Source organism: Ensifer aridi (assembly GCF_002078505.1).
In the GTDB taxonomy this organism is placed as follows: Bacteria; Pseudomonadota; Alphaproteobacteria; order Rhizobiales; family Rhizobiaceae; genus Sinorhizobium; species Sinorhizobium aridi.
On the sequence record NZ_LUAV01000012.1, the window covers coordinates 192,502 to 206,869 of the forward strand.

Sequence of the window (14,368 nt, forward strand, 5' to 3'; positions counted from 1 at the left end):
CTATGACCGGACCGATCCTCACCCGCCGCGAAGGCGGCATACTTGAAGTCACGATCGACCGGCCGAAGGCCAACGCCATCGACCTGAAGACCAGCCGGGTCATGGGCGAAATCTTCCGCAATTTCCGCGACGATCCCGAACTCAGGGTCGCAATCATCACTGGCGCCGGCGAAAAGTTCTTCTGCCCCGGTTGGGATCTGAAGGCGGCGGCGGAGGGCGATCCCGTCGATGGCGATTACGGCGTCGGCGGCTTCGGTGGCATGCAGGAGCTGCGCGACCTCAACAAGCCGATCATCGCGGCCGTCAACGGCATCTGTTGCGGCGGCGGCCTCGAAATCGCGCTTTCGACCGACATCATACTTGCCGCCGAGCATGCGACTTTCGCGCTTCCGGAAATACGATCGGGCACGCTTGCCGATGCTGCCTCGGTCAAACTGCCGAAACGCATCCCTTATCATATCGCCATGGACATGCTTCTCACCGGTCGCTGGCTCGACGTCGTCGAGGCGAACCGCTGGGGTTTCGTAAATGAGATCCTGCCGGCCGGACGGCTGATGGAGCGGGCCTGGGAACTCGCCCGCCTCCTCGAAAGCGGACCCCCGCTCGTCTATGCTGCGATCAAGGAAGTGGTGCGCGAGGCCGAAGGCCGCGACTTCCAGACGACGATGAACAAGATCACCCGCCGGCAGTTCAGGACGGTCGACACCCTCTATTCGAGCGAAGACCAGTTGGAGGGCGCTCGCGCCTTTGCCGAAAAGCGCGACCCGGCCTGGAAGGGACGTTGAATTACGCGGGCCTCTACGGCCGCGACAAGATCTGGAGCCGGCTGGCCCGGCATTCTAACGTGGCACGCCGCGGATGCCGCTGCGCGCGGAGAGCTCGACCTCCCATAAGGAAGACTTATGGCAAAGATTTGTGATTTAGGGCGTTACAAGCCTCATCCAAGCAGCTAGCCTTATGGATGAAGATGGTGGGAGCGCCCCCGGAACCGGAGAAGGAGGTCAGGATAGGCAAAAATCATGGCGGGGCACCAAGCCCCGGGGCCGGAGCCATCGCATCGATGGCAAAACGCGAGTACTCTACCAATCACAACGAACGGCGAATGCCGAGGAAAGAAGGGAACAGGGGAATGAGCGATTACAAAGACTATCTGGCACGGCAGGTCATGCTGGGCAAAATGAACCGGCGTGAGTTTCTTGGGCGCGCGGCAGCTTTCGGCATCGCCGCATCGACGGCAAACACGCTTTTCGCGACCAGCGCGGCTGCACAGGAGCCGAAGCGTGGCGGTCACCTGAAGCTCGGTCTCGAAGGTGCAGCGGCAACCGACTCGAAAGACCCGGCCAAGGCGCTTTCGCAGTTCATGTTCGTCGTCGGCCGCAACTGGGGCGACATGCTTGTCGAAAGCCATCCGACGACCGGGGCGCCCGTGCCGGCGCTCGCCGAATCCTGGGAACCCTCCGCAGACGCGGCAACCTGGACCTTCACGATCCGCAAGGGCGTCAAGTTCCACGACGGCAAGGAACTGACGGTCGACGACGTCATCAAGACGCTGCAACGGCATACCGATGACAAGTCGGAGTCAGGCGCGCTCGGCGTGATGAAGTCGATCAAGGAAATCAAGGCGGATGGCAACAAGCTCGTTCTGACGCTGACGGAAGGCAATGCCGACCTGCCGCTGCTGCTCACCGACTACCACCTCATCATCCAGCCGAATGGCGGTCTCGACAATCCCGATGCGATGATCGGCACCGGTCCCTACAAGGTGACGAGTTTCGAACCTGGCGTGCGCGCCACCTTCGAAAAGAATCCCGACGACTGGCGCACGGACCGCGGTTATGTGGATACGATCGAACTGATCGCGATGAACGACGCAACGGCGCGTATCGCCGCCCTTTCATCCGGCCAGGTGCACTATATCAACCGCGTCGACCCGAAGACGGTCAGTCTTCTGAAGCGCGCTCCGACCGTCGAAATCCTCAACACATCCGGCCGCGGTCACTACGTCTTCATCATGCATTGCAACACCGCGCCGTTCGACAACAACGACCTGCGCATGGCGTTGAAACTGGCGATGGATCGCGAAACCATGGTCCAGCGCATCCTCGGCGGCTACGGCAAGGTCGGCAACGATTTCCCAATCAACGACACCTATGCACTCTTCCCGGAAGGGATCGAGCAGCGGGCCTATGATCCGGACAAGGCCGCCTTCCACTACAAGAAGTCGGGCCACAGCGGTCCGGTTCTGCTGCGCACCTCCGACGTCGCCTTCCCGGGCGCGGTGGATGCAGCCGTTCTCTATCAGGAGAGCGCGAAGAAGGCGGGTATCGAGATCGAGGTCAAGCGCGAGCCGGGCGATGGCTACTGGACGAATGTCTGGAACGTTCAGCCGTTCTGCACCTCCTACTGGGGGGGCCGTCCGACCCAGGACCAGATGTACTCGACGGCTTATCTGTCCAACGCCGACTGGAACGACACTCGCTTCCAGCGTGAGGACTTCGACAAGCTTCTGCTCGAGGCGCGCTCCGAACTGGATGAGGCCAAGCGCAAGGACATGTACCGCACCATGGCGATGATGGTGCGCGATGAAGGCGGTCTGATCCTGCCGATGTTCAACGACTTCGTGAACGCAGCCACCAAGCAGGTGAAGGGTTACGTTCACGACATCGGCAACGACATGTCGAACGGCTATGTCGCGACCCGGGTGTGGCTGGACGCCTGACGATGGAAAGCGGACCGATCACTGGTCCGGTTCTGACGGACGCGGCCGCGGGAGAGACACCCCTGCGGCCGACCGACCTTTCCGGAGTACCAGCAAAACCCAACCCCGCCCTCGCCGCTGGCGAGCTCGACGGCACATTCTGGCGGCGTTTCGTCTTTCGCCGTCCTCTCACGGCGCTGATCCTCCAGCGCCTCGGCTTGAGCGTCGGGCTTCTCTTCGCCGTGTCGCTGATGATCTTCGGCGGCGTCGAGGCTCTCCCCGGCGATTTCGCCACCACCTATCTCGGCCAATCCGCGACGCCGCAGGCGGTCGAGAACATCCGCAAGGATCTCGGCCTCGACAGACCCTGGAGCGAACGCTATCTCACCTGGCTCGGCGGTGCAGTGCAAGGCGACTTCGGCACCTCCTGGGCGAGCAAGAACTCCGTCAGCGAGCAGATCGGCAACCGCCTCGGCAATTCGCTGTTTCTCGCCTTCTTCGCTGCGCTCATCTCGGTACCGCTTGCAGTCGGGCTCGGCATGCTGGCGGTACAATTCCGCAATCGTATGCCGGACAAGATCATCAACGTGATATCGCTTGCCGCGATCTCGCTGCCGGAATTCTTCATCGGCTACCTCCTGATTATGGTTTTCGCGGTCCAATTGGGCGTCGCCACCTTCCCGGCGACCGTCTATGACAGCATGACCCTCACCGAGCGGCTTTCGGCGATCGCCCTGCCGGTGGCGACCCTGGTGCTCGTCGTTCTCGCCCATATGATGCGCATGACGCGGGCGGCGATCCTCAACGTCATGTCTTCGGCCTATGTCGAGACCGCGGAGCTCAAGGGTCTCGGCACCTTCCGCATCATTGCCCGCCATGCTGCTCCCAATGCCGTGGCGCCGGTCATCAACGTCATCGCGCTGAACCTTGCCTATCTGGTCGTCGGCGTCGTCGTCGTGGAGGTCGTCTTTGTCTATCCCGGCATGGGGCAATACATGGTCGATGCCGTGACGGTGCGCGACATGCCGGTCGTGCAGGCATGCGGCCTGATCTTTGCGGCCTTCTACATCTTCCTCAATATGGCGGCCGATATTCTCGCCATTCTCGCCAATCCGAGACTGAGGCATCCGCGATGAATGTGAAATCCATCCCCATCAGCGCCTGGATCGGCATTGCCGGCATCGCTCTTGCCATTCTCTGCGCGATTTTCGCGCCGGTGCTCGCCCCCTATGGCGAGCGCGACGTGGTCGGCGAGATCTGGATGCCGGCCGGCGGCGACTTCCTGCTCGGCACCGACAATCTCGGGCGCGACCTGCTTTCGCGCCTGATCTACGGCGCCCGCACCACCATTCTCGTGGCGCTGGCGGCAACCGTACTCTCCTTCGCGCTCGGCATGATCCTGAGCTTCGCCGCGGCCGTCATGGGCGGCTTCGTCGACCAGCTCTTTTCCCGCTTCAACGACCTGATGATGGCGATCCCGACGCTGATCTTCGCGCTCGTCGTTCTTGCCGTGCTGCCGCAGCATCTCTGGATCCTGATCCTCGTTATGGCCGTGCTCGACTCCACCCGCGTCTTTCGCATCGGCCGGGCTGTCGCGCTCGACGTCGCGGTGATGGAATTCGTCGAGGCAGCAAGGCTTCGCGGCGAAGGCAGCCTCTGGATCATCTTCCGGGAGATCCTGCCGAACACGCTGTCGCCGCTGCTTGCCGAGTTCGGCCTGCGTTTCGCCTTCTCGATCCTGTTCCTTTCCACGCTCTCCTTTCTCGGCCTCGGCATCCAGCCGCCGGCCGCCGACTGGGGCGGCATGGTCAAGGACAACAAGGACGGCATCATCTTCGGCATTTCGGCCGCTCTTGTTCCGGGTGCCGCCATCGCCACCCTTGCGATCTGCGTCAATCTCGTCGTCGACTGGCTGATGAAGCGCACCTCGAGCCTGAAAGGAGGGCGTGGCGATGCCTGAGCTGCTTTCCGTCAAGAACCTGAAGATCGAGGCGACAAGCTATCCGCCCGGCGAGCCGCCGAAGGTCGTGACGCTGGTCGAAGGCGTCTCCTTCGATCTGCAAAAGGGCAAGGTGCTCGGGCTCATCGGCGAATCCGGCGCCGGCAAGTCGACGATCGGCCTTTCGGCGCTTGCCTATGGTCGCGGCGGATGCGGCATCACCGGCGGCGAGGTGCTGCTCAACGGTAAGGATATCCTCAAGCTCGACCGCAGCGGCATCAACTCCGTGCGCGGCGCCCATGTCTGCTATGTGGCTCAGTCTGCGGCGGCCGCGTTCAACCCCGCCCACAAGCTTGGCGAACAGGTGATCGAGGCGTCGCTGCGCCACGGCATCATGAACAGGGCGGAGGCGCAGAAACGCGCGCTTTACCTGTTCCGCGTGCTGGGCCTGCCCAATCCCGAAACCTTCGGCGAGCGCTACCCGCACCAGGTGTCCGGCGGCCAATTGCAGCGTGCGATGACCGCCATGGCGCTCTGCCCCAATCCGGAACTGATCGTCTTCGACGAACCGACAACGGCGCTCGACGTGACCACCCAGATCGACGTTCTCGCCGCCATCAAGCACGCGATCGAGGAGACGCATACGGCAGCGCTCTACATCACCCACGATCTCGCGGTGGTCGCCCAGATCTCCGACGACATCATGGTGCTGCGCCACGGCAAGACCGTCGAATACGGCACTACAAAGCAGGTGATCGAAGCGCCGAAGGAAGACTATACCCGCGCCCTCGTCAGCGTCCGCCAGACGAAGCGAGACGAAGCCACGGACCAGTCCGGCACGCTTCTCAAGATCGAGAACGTGCACGCTGCCTATGGCAACGGGTTCAAGGTCCTGCACGACGTCTCGATGCATCTGCCGAAGGGCCAGACGTTGGCGATCGTCGGCGAATCCGGATCCGGCAAATCGACGCTCGCACGGGTGATCACCGGGCTCCTGCCGCCGACCGAAGGCCACATCACCTTCGAGGGCAAGGAACTGCCTCGAACATTGAAAGGACGGTCGCGGGAGGAACTGCGCCGCATCCAGATGATCTACCAGATGGCGGACACCGCGATGAACCCCCGCCAGACGGTGCGCGACATCATCGGCCGGCCGCTTTCCTTCTATTTCAGCATGCACGGCGCCAGGAAGACCGAGCGCGTCAAAGAACTGCTCGACCAGATCGAGATGGGCTCGCGCTTTCTGGACCGCTACCCCGCCGAACTTTCCGGCGGCCAGAAGCAGCGCGTGGCGATCGCCCGAGCCCTTGCCGCCAAGCCTGAACTCATCCTCTGCGACGAGCCTACTTCGGCACTCGACCCGCTGGTCGCCGAAGGCATCCTCAATCTTCTTATGAAGCTTCAGGAAGAAACCTCTGTTTCTTATGTCTTTATCACGCACGACATCGCGATCGTGAGGGCGATCGCCGACAGCGTCGCGGTGATGCACCGCGGGCGGCTCGTGCGCTTCGGCCCGAAATCGAAGGTGCTCTCGCCGCCCTTCGACGACTACACAGACCTGCTGTTGAAGTCGGTTCCGGAAATGGAAATCGGTTGGCTTGAAAGGGTGCTGAAAACGCGTCGAATGGAGAGCGCCGGCAATTGACGGATCGGCGTCTCTCGCGCGTCGTATGAGCGGCGAAAGATGCCTCGCGAGCTCCGGAGCCCGGGAGGCGAACCGCCGGCTCTCAATATTCGGTCGGCACGCTCAGCACCTCGGCCGCCGGTGTGTCGAGAAAGCTCTTAACCGTTGCCGGCAGTTGTCGCGATCCGAACGAGAGCACGCCGCAGCGCCCTAGCATCTGACGATGGTCCGGTTCCTGGCCGATGTAGCGCCAGATCATCCGCGACGCGTACGGCTGGTTTTCCTTGCGCCAGGAAACGCCCATGGTCGTGCCGCGGAGATAGACGCGCTGGTGCACGTCGAACGGCATCAGGATCGTTTGCGAAAGCATCGGCTCCCATCCGACGCTGCGCTCTGTGATGAAGATCCGGTTTCGCCAGAAGGTGACGAGTCCGACGTACTTGGAGAACTGCTGGATTTCGTTCGCAGCGTCGCGGATACGCTCGATCGATTTCACGCGGATGGAGCCACTGGCCTCGTAGATTCGCGAACAGGAGCAGACGACGAGACCAGGCCACGACGGCGACGTGTGATAGGTCTGATAATAGCCGATGTGCCGCCTCAACGCCGAGAGATCGCCGGGGAAGCCTTCGAACAGCAATCGCGCCTCGGAGCGATCCTGGTCGGGGCGGATCAGTCGCGCCTCGAACAGCTTCGGCGACAACGAAAAGTCCTGCGCCGAAAGCCCGAAGAAGGCGGCGATCCGGGCGATATTGTGTGGCGAAGGCCGTGCCTCGCCGCTGATATAGCGATTGAACTGCTGGCGATTGATGCCGATCTCACGGCAAATCTGCGAAATCGAGCGCCGTGTCGCGCAGGCGAAACGCAAATTGGCGACGAATGTCTCTGCCTGCTCCACGCCGATGCTCCCAGACCTCGATTGCGTAGCGTAAACTTGCGTCAAGAAGCGTCAAGTCGCGAAATTGTGTGCTGCCCGGCAGCCGCTAGGTTTTCCGTCGAAAAAACACAGAAGGGAACATGCACATGACCGAATTCACAAAGCGTGCGGACGGCCTGATCGTGTCGACCGGCATCAACCGGCGCGGATTTCTCGCGGGTACGGCAGCGCTTAGTCTCGCCGCCACCGTGGGAAGCTCGATAATGGCCGGCGAGGCGCGAGGACAGGAACCGAAGCGCGGCGGCCATTTGAAGCTCGGTCTCAAGGGCGGCGCCACGACCGACTCCCTTGATCCGGCCGCCTATACCGGCTCCGTCTCCTTCGTGATCGGCCATCTCTGGGGCGACAAACTCGTCGAATCCGATCCGGTGACCGGCGCGCCCCTGCCCTCGATTGCCTCCTCCTGGGAGCCTTCCGCGGATGCTTCGGTGTGGACCTTCAAGATCCGCAGCGATATCGCCTTCCATGATGGCAGCAACCTGACGGTCGCCGACGTCGTCGCGACGCTGAAGCGGCACTCCCACGAGGGCTCGAAGTCCGGCGCGCTCGGTCTGATGCGCTCGATCAAGACGATCGAGGAGAAGGCCGGCGACCTCGTCCTGACCCTTGCGGAAGGCAATGCGGACTTGCCGCTGCTCCTCACCGACTACCATCTGATCATCCAGCCGCGCGGCGGCGTCGACAATCCTGCCTCACCGATTGGAACAGGCCCCTACAAGCTCGTGAGCTATGAGGCTGGCCTCCGCGCGACCTTCGAAAAGAACACCGCCGACTGGCGGTCGGACCGCGGCTTTGTCGACAGCGTCGAAATTATCGTGATGAACGACAACTCGGCGCGCATCGCGGCCCTGTCCTCGGGCCAGGTGCACTTGATCAACAACGTCGACCCGAAGACGGTGCCGCTGTTGAAGCGTGCCCCGCGCGTCCAGATTCTGCAGACACCAGGCAAAGGCTTCTACAGCTTCCTCATGCATTGCAATACGGCGCCTTTCGACAACAACGATCTCAGGATGGCGCTTAAATATGCAATTGATCGGCAGGCCATCCTCGATCGCGCCGTCGGCGGCTACGGCAAGCTTGGCAACGATTATCCGGTGAACGAAAACTACGCGCTGGCCCCGGAAGGCATCGAGCAGCGCGTCTACGATCCCGACAAAGCCGCCTTCCACTACAAAAAGTCCGGTCACGACCGGCCGATCCTGTTGCGCACCTCGGACGCCGCCTTCCCCGGCGCGGTCGATGCCGCGGTGCTCTTCCAGGAAAGTGCCCGCAAGGCCGGCATCGAGATCGAGGTCCGCCGCGAACCGGAAGACGGCTACTGGACCAATGTCTGGAACGTCCAGCCGTTCTGCGCTTCCTATTGGGGTGGCCGCCCGACGCAGGACTCCCGCTATTCGACCTCTTATCTTTCGAGCGCTGAATGGAACGACACGCGCTTCAAGCGGGAGGATTTTGATAAACTGCTTCTAACCGCACGCTCCGAGCTTGACGAGACGAAGCGCAAGGACCTCTATCATCGGATGGCTCTCATGGTCCGCGACGAAGGCGGCCTCATCTTGCCGGTCTTCAACGACTATGTGAACGCCGCCTCCGCCTCGCTCAAGGGCTTCGTGCATGATATCGGCAACGACCTTTCGAACGGCTACATTGGAAGCCGCGTCTGGTTTGATAGCTGAGACGGATCGAGAGGTAGCCAACATGGTCGATCGCAGTTTTACCGTGATAGAGAACGAGTGGATCACGCTCAAGGACGGAACTCGGCTTGCCGCGCGGATCTGGATGCCGGAAGGCACGGAACAGAATCCAGTACCGGCGGTGCTCGAATACCTGCCCTATCGCAAGCGCGACGGGACCTGCGCGCGCGACGAATCCACCTATCCGGTTTTCGCGGCCGCCGGCATTGCTGGCGTGCGCGTCGACATCCGAGGCTCCGGCGAATCGGAAGGCGTGATCGACGGTGAATATACGCCGCGCGAGCTTTCCGACGGCTGCGAGATCATCGATTGGATTGCCGCGCAACCCTGGTCGAACGGCAAGGTCGGCATGATGGGGATATCCTGGGGCGGTTTCAACTGCCTGCAGGTGGCGGCACTCAAGCCGCCGGCGTTGAAGGCGGTGATCTCGATCGCTTCGACTGTCGATCGCTACAACGACGACATACACTACAAGAACGGCTGTCACCTCTCGGCGCAACTCTCCTGGGCGGCGACCATGCTCGCCTATCAGTCGCGCTCGCCCGATCCGGAGCTCGTCGGCGAGCGCTGGAGGGAAATGTGGCTGGAGCGATTGGAGAACGAGCCCTTCTTTCTCGAAGAATGGCTCGAGCACCAGCGCCGCGATGATTTCTGGCGGCATGGCTCGATTTGCGAGGATTTCGACGGCTTTCCCATTCCCGCTCTCGTCATCGCCGGCTGGGCCGACGGCTACCGCAACACGCCGATCAAGGCGATTGAGGGCCTCGGCGACAAGGCCAAGGGGCTCATCGGTCCCTGGGTCCACAAATATCCGCATTTCGCCTGGCCGAAGCCGCGGGCGGACTTCCACAGTGAAGCCATCCGCTGGTGGAACCGCTGGCTGCATGACGGGCGAAATGACGCGGAAACTCTTCCGCAGATGCGCGCCTATATTCTCGACGGGCCGAGACCGGCCCTCAGGCGCGACCGAGACCCGGGCCGCTGGATCGCCAAGGATCGGTGGGCCCCACCCGAGATGCGCGCCTTCGTCGCGACAAGCGACGGCAGCCTCGCCATCGACCCTTCTTCGCGGCGAGGGATCGGCGATGTCTATCTACGCTCGCCTCTCGACACCGGCACGGCCGCCGGCGAATATTTCACGCTGAAGCCGGATGCCGAGATGGCGGGCGACCAGCGCATCGACGACGCCGGCTCCCTCACCTTCGACACGCATCCATTGCTCGAGGCGGAGGATTATCTCGGGCAGCCGGTCCTCTCGCTCGAGGTCTCCTGCGCCGCCGAAACAGCCAACCTGATCGCCCGTCTCGTCGACATCCATCCCGACGGCACGGCGACCCGCGTCTCCTTCGGCGTTCTCAACCTCGCCCATCGCAACGGCAATGCAAAACCGTTGCCGATGGAGAAAAATCGCAAGACGCGCGTCACGCTGGTGCTCGACGCTTGTGGCTACCGCTTCCGCCCCGGCCATCGCATCCGGCTGTCGCTGTCGACCTCCTATTGGCCGATGATCCTCCCGCCCCCGAGCGATCCGGGGCTGACGATAGACACGGCGAGCCTGTCGCTGTCACTGCCGCTCCTCGGCGACCATCGCGAGATCGTCGTGCCGCAGCCCGCGAACCCCGAGCCGCTGCCGCACTACATCGCGCATTCGCCGGCTGAAACCCGCCGCACGGTCGAACGCGACATGACGAAGGGCGTGACCCGCTACCGGATCTACGAGGACACCGGCCTCGTCGAACACCCCGACACCGGCAACGCGACGCAGGATATCCGCGATGAAACCTGGTCTATCGCACCCCAGGATCCGCACTCGATGACGGGCATTTCGACCTGGACCTGCATCGCACGACGGGGTCGGCAGACGCTCAAGACGATCTCGACCTCGCATCTGGGCTGCACGGAAACCGAATGGATCACATCGGCAAAGGTCGAGGCTTTTGAGGGCGAGGAGAAGATTTTCGAGAAGAGCTTCGAGAAGCGGATCAGGCGGGATTTCATGTAGGCGATCGGCCCGCGTCGTTGCCCTCATCCCGCTGCCGCGCCCTCGCGCAGGATCGGTTTCGCACCCGTAAGCAGTCGATGAACGTCAGTCGCCCCACTTATTTCTTCTTGCTCATTCCGTTCCAACCAGTTGCGCGAGGCCATGAACGAGATGGCGAAATCCCGCTCGCGCGCCAGGGCTCATGTGCCGCGCCCGCAGCCAGGCATGGATCATCTGCGGCTCCTCGCGATAGGTGACGTCGACGCCCGCTTGCGCGAGCCGGGCGGCATAGGTCCGCGCGTCGTCCCGTAGCGGATCGAAATGCGCGCCGGTGATATAGGCCGGTGGAAGTCCGGAAAGATCCGTAGCCCTCAGCGGGTAAGCGAGGGAGTCCTCGGCAGGCGCCTGCAGCACGTCGCGATAATAGGCCACGTCCGTCGTCGAAAGCCCCGGCGCCTCCGCCATCTCGACATAAGAGCCGCTAACAAGATCGCCGCCGAGACCGGGATAGATCAGCACTTGGCCCGCAATGCCGGAAAGCCCCTCCGCCTTCGCCTTGAGCACGATACCCGCCGCAAGGTTCCCTCCTGCACTGTCGCCAACTACGACGACCGGGCGGTCATCGGCCAGAAGGCTTTCGAGCACCGCATAACAATCCTCGAAGGCCGCCGGCCAGATATGCTCCGGCGCCAATCGATAGTCGATCGAAATCAGTTCGGCGCGCGCACCATGGGCAAGTTCCGCACAGATCGCGTCATGACTTTCCAACGAGCCGACGACGAAGCCGCCGCCATGGATGTAAAAAACACGTGTCTCGGTCGCGACCTTCGCGGGGCGATAATGTCTGACAGGGGTCCGCCCGGCCACGCGTTCGTCCCGCCGCGTCAGGCCCTCCGGCGAAGGCGCATCGAATTCGGCGCAGAGCGCGTCGTACCATCGGCGTTGCTGCACGATAGATGCATTGACCGCGTCTGCGGGATAGAATCTTTCGCAGCGCTCGTGAAAAGCGAGAATGCCGGCTTCTGTCGGCATTGGTCTTGTTGATTTCTTATCCATCCTGTGCTCCCTTGAGGGCAGCTTAGCATCGCCGCGCCGCCGCGCACGGCAAAATGCGCCAACGCCTGCCGCGGTCCGCGCATTGCTTGCGTTTCCCTCAGCAAGCGGTGTTAATTCGCTCCATGGCATTCACGCTCCGGCAATTGCAATATTTCGTCGCCGTCGCCGAACAGGGCTCGGTCACCCGCGCGGCGCAGAACCTTTCGATCTCGCAGTCGTCGATCACCGAAGCGATCAAGGAGCTCGAAACCGATCTCGGCGTCGAGCTCTTCGACCGCCATCCGCGCGGCCTGTCGATCACCCATAACGGGCACCAATTCCTGCGCCATGCCACAAAAATCCTCGCCGACGTTTCCGACGCGCGAAGGAGCTTTGCCGACAGCCGCGAGGAACGCGGCGGCAGGCTCAATCTCGGCGTTACCTCGCTCGTCGCCGGCTATGTGCTCTCCGACCTGCTTGCCCGCTATCGCCGCGCCTGCCCCGGTGTCGAGGTGAGCGCCATCGAGGACAACGGCTCCTATCTCGAACATCTGCTGATCGGCGGCGAACTCGACGTCGCTGTCATGGTGATTTCCAACCTGCGCGACCGCATGGCGCTGCAGGCGGAAATCCTCGAAACCTCGCCCTACCGCCTCTGGCTGCCGATCGGCCATCCGCTCGTCGCCGCCGATATCATCTCGGTCGAGGACATCGCCAAGGAGCCCCTGATCATGCTGACGGTGGACGAGATCGAAGAGAACACCGGCAAGCTTTTGACGGCCCTCGGTGCGCGCCCGCATGTCGCTTTCCGCACCCGCTCGGTCGAGGCGGTCAGAAGCCTGGTCGCGACCGGGGCTGGCATCGCGCTTTTGCCCGACCTCGTCTACCGGCCCTGGTCGCTCGAAGGCGACCGGATCGAGAGCCGCGACGTCTCCGGCGCACTGCCGGTCGTGCAGGTCGGCATGGTCTGGCGCAAAGGTTCGAGCCTGCCGCAATCGGCGCGCGATTTCGTCGGCATTGCCGAAGCCTTGCGTAGCGCCCGCCCGCGATGAGACTCACGTGTTAGAGAGGCGCGAAATGCGAGCGGAAACCCGCTCATTTCGCGTCGATATCGGAAATACCGATAGCGACATTCTGATTAATGAATTTGCGAATACGGAGAAATAGAGGCACGCTTCACCTCGGGAACAAAGCCGCCGAACGCGGCATGAAACTGGGGAGACTTCCGATGAAGCAGACGTTGAAATCCTGCACGGCGCTCACGCTTTCTCTGGGCCTCGTAGCGCCGGCCTTCGCGCAGGAGCCGCTGAAGGAACTCGGCAAGGGGGAAGGCGAACTCTCGATCGTCGCCTGGCCCGGCTATATCGAACGAGGCGAGACTGACAAGAACTACGACTGGGTCACCGAATTCGAGAAGAAGACGGGCTGCAAGATCAGCGTGAAGACCGCCGCCACTTCCGACGAGATGGTCGCGCTGATGAACGAAGGCGGGTTCGACCTCGTCACCGCCTCGGGCGATGCCTCGCTTCGTCTCGTCGCCGGCAAGCGCGTGCAGCCGATCAACACCGACCTCATCCCGAGCTGGAAGACGATCGACGAGCGCATGCAGAATGCGCCGTGGCATACCGTCAACGGCGTCCATTACGGCACACCTTACGTCTGGGGCCCGAACGTCCTGATGTACAACACGGAAGTCTTCAAGGGTGAGGCGCCGAAGAGCTGGAAGGTCGTTTTCGAGGAAACGACGCTCCCCGACGGCAAGTCCAACAAGGGCCGCATCCAGGCCTATGACGGTCCGATTCATGTCGCCGATGCCGCCAACTACCTGATGGCGCACAAGCCCGAGCTCGGCATCAAGGATCCCTATGAGCTCAACGAGGACCAGTACAAGGCCGCCCTCGATCTGCTCCGCACCCAACGCACGCTCGTCGGACGCTATTGGCACGACGCGATGATCCAGATCGACGACTTCAAGAACGAGGGCGTCGTCGCCTCCGGCTCATGGCCCTTCCAGGTCAACCTGATGAAGGCCGAGAAGCTGCCGATCGCCTCGGTCATTCCGGAAGAAGGAGTAACGGGCTGGGCGGATACGACCATGCTGCATGCGGAAAGCGAGCATCCGAACTGCGCCTATATGTGGATGGAGCACACGCTCTCCCCGAAGGTCCAGGGCGATGTGTCTGCCTGGTTCGGCGCCAACCCGTCCGTGGGTGCCGCCTGCAAGGGTAACGAGCTCCTGACGGACGAGGGCTGCGCCACCAACGGCTACGACGACTTCGAGAAGGTCAAATTCTGGAAGACGCCCGTGTCGAAGTGTGAGAGCCAAGGCGAGTGCGTGCCCTATCACCGCTGGGTCTCCGACTATATCGGCGTCATTGGCGGGCGGTAAGGCGGACGCAACCGCATCGCAAGCATTCGCCCCTCACCCTAACCCTCTCCCCGCCCGCGGGGAGAGGGAAC

11 protein-coding genes are annotated in these 14,368 nt (G+C 62.5%); 9 read left to right on the plus strand and 2 right to left on the minus strand.

All coding sequences use genetic code 11. The annotated features are described in order from the left end of the window. The first annotated feature begins 2 nt into the window (after positions 1-2). The 5 genes from AYK65_RS11040 to AYK65_RS11060 all read left to right on the plus strand — a co-directional run bounded on the left by AYK65_RS11040 (position 3) and on the right by AYK65_RS11060 (position 6,282). Positions 3-785, plus strand: a complete 783-nt coding sequence (locus AYK65_RS11040; RefSeq protein WP_081158344.1) for a carnitinyl-CoA dehydratase — start codon at positions 3-5, stop codon at positions 783-785. A gap of 344 nt (positions 786-1,129) precedes the next feature. Next, a complete protein-coding gene (locus tag AYK65_RS11045; protein WP_081158345.1) occupies positions 1,130-2,719 on the plus strand; it encodes an ABC transporter substrate-binding protein in 1,590 nt (529 codons plus the stop codon). A gap of 2 nt (positions 2,720-2,721) precedes the next feature. Then, positions 2,722-3,834: an ABC transporter permease gene (locus AYK65_RS11050; RefSeq protein ID WP_034886088.1), complete on the plus strand. Its 1,113-nt coding sequence runs from the start codon at positions 2,722-2,724 to the stop codon at positions 3,832-3,834. Further along, positions 3,831-4,658 carry an ABC transporter permease gene (locus AYK65_RS11055; protein WP_026617860.1) on the plus strand — a complete coding sequence of 276 codons (828 nt, stop codon included), beginning with the start codon at positions 3,831-3,833 and terminating at the stop codon, positions 4,656-4,658. Before AYK65_RS11050 ends, AYK65_RS11055 begins: the two co-directional genes overlap by 4 nt. After that, entirely contained in the window at positions 4,651-6,282 is a 1,632-nt protein-coding gene (locus AYK65_RS11060; RefSeq protein ID WP_046118827.1) for an ABC transporter ATP-binding protein, read from the plus strand. Before AYK65_RS11055 ends, AYK65_RS11060 begins: the two co-directional genes overlap by 8 nt. 82 nt (positions 6,283-6,364) lie before the next feature. Here AYK65_RS11060 and AYK65_RS11065 read toward each other — a convergent pair whose 3' ends face one another. Continuing rightward, entirely contained in the window at positions 6,365-7,159 is a 795-nt protein-coding gene (locus tag AYK65_RS11065; RefSeq protein ID WP_026617862.1) for a helix-turn-helix domain-containing protein, read from the minus strand. 125 nt (positions 7,160-7,284) lie between these two features. On the opposite strand from AYK65_RS11065, the gene AYK65_RS11070 reads away from it, so the two are divergent. Next, on the plus strand, positions 7,285-8,874 hold the full coding sequence (locus AYK65_RS11070) for an ABC transporter substrate-binding protein (protein ID WP_081158346.1): 1,590 nt from the start codon (positions 7,285-7,287) through the stop codon (positions 8,872-8,874). A gap of 22 nt (positions 8,875-8,896) precedes the next feature. Next, positions 8,897-10,894, plus strand: coding sequence for a CocE/NonD family hydrolase (locus AYK65_RS11075; RefSeq protein WP_081158347.1), 1,998 nt, complete (start codon positions 8,897-8,899; stop codon positions 10,892-10,894). A gap of 111 nt (positions 10,895-11,005) precedes the next feature. On the opposite strand, the gene AYK65_RS11080 is transcribed toward AYK65_RS11075, so the two are convergent. Then, a complete protein-coding gene (locus AYK65_RS11080; protein ID WP_026617865.1) occupies positions 11,006-11,929 on the minus strand; it encodes an alpha/beta hydrolase in 924 nt (307 codons plus the stop codon). A 122-nt stretch (positions 11,930-12,051) separates the two neighbouring features. On the opposite strand from AYK65_RS11080, the gene AYK65_RS11085 reads away from it, so the two are divergent. Next, positions 12,052-12,960 carry a LysR family transcriptional regulator gene (locus AYK65_RS11085; protein ID WP_026617866.1) on the plus strand — a complete coding sequence of 303 codons (909 nt, stop codon included), beginning with the start codon at positions 12,052-12,054 and terminating at the stop codon, positions 12,958-12,960. Positions 12,961-13,136: 176 nt separating this feature from the next. Continuing rightward, a complete protein-coding gene (locus AYK65_RS11090; protein WP_026617867.1) occupies positions 13,137-14,297 on the plus strand; it encodes an ABC transporter substrate-binding protein in 1,161 nt (386 codons plus the stop codon). Positions 14,298-14,368 lie beyond the last annotated feature (71 nt).

Excerpts from the sequence above, each read along its gene's own strand:
- AYK65_RS11055 (WP_026617860.1), top strand. The coding sequence starts at position 3,831 with ATGAATGTGAAATCCATCCCCATCAGCGCCTGGATCGGCATTGCCGGC.
- AYK65_RS11070 (WP_081158346.1), top strand. The coding sequence starts at position 7,285 with ATGACCGAATTCACAAAGCGTGCGGACGGCCTGATCGTGTCGACCGGC.
- AYK65_RS11040 (WP_081158344.1), top strand. The coding sequence starts at position 3 with ATGACCGGACCGATCCTCACCCGCCGCGAAGGCGGCATACTTGAAGTC.
- AYK65_RS11050 (WP_034886088.1), top strand. The coding sequence starts at position 2,722 with ATGGAAAGCGGACCGATCACTGGTCCGGTTCTGACGGACGCGGCCGCG.
- AYK65_RS11075 (WP_081158347.1), top strand. The coding sequence starts at position 8,897 with ATGGTCGATCGCAGTTTTACCGTGATAGAGAACGAGTGGATCACGCTC.
- AYK65_RS11080 (WP_026617865.1), bottom strand. The coding sequence starts at position 11,929 with ATGGATAAGAAATCAACAAGACCAATGCCGACAGAAGCCGGCATTCTC.
- AYK65_RS11060 (WP_046118827.1), top strand. The coding sequence starts at position 4,651 with ATGCCTGAGCTGCTTTCCGTCAAGAACCTGAAGATCGAGGCGACAAGC.
- AYK65_RS11045 (WP_081158345.1), top strand. The coding sequence starts at position 1,130 with ATGAGCGATTACAAAGACTATCTGGCACGGCAGGTCATGCTGGGCAAA.
- AYK65_RS11090 (WP_026617867.1), top strand. The coding sequence starts at position 13,137 with ATGAAGCAGACGTTGAAATCCTGCACGGCGCTCACGCTTTCTCTGGGC.
- AYK65_RS11085 (WP_026617866.1), top strand. The coding sequence starts at position 12,052 with ATGGCATTCACGCTCCGGCAATTGCAATATTTCGTCGCCGTCGCCGAA.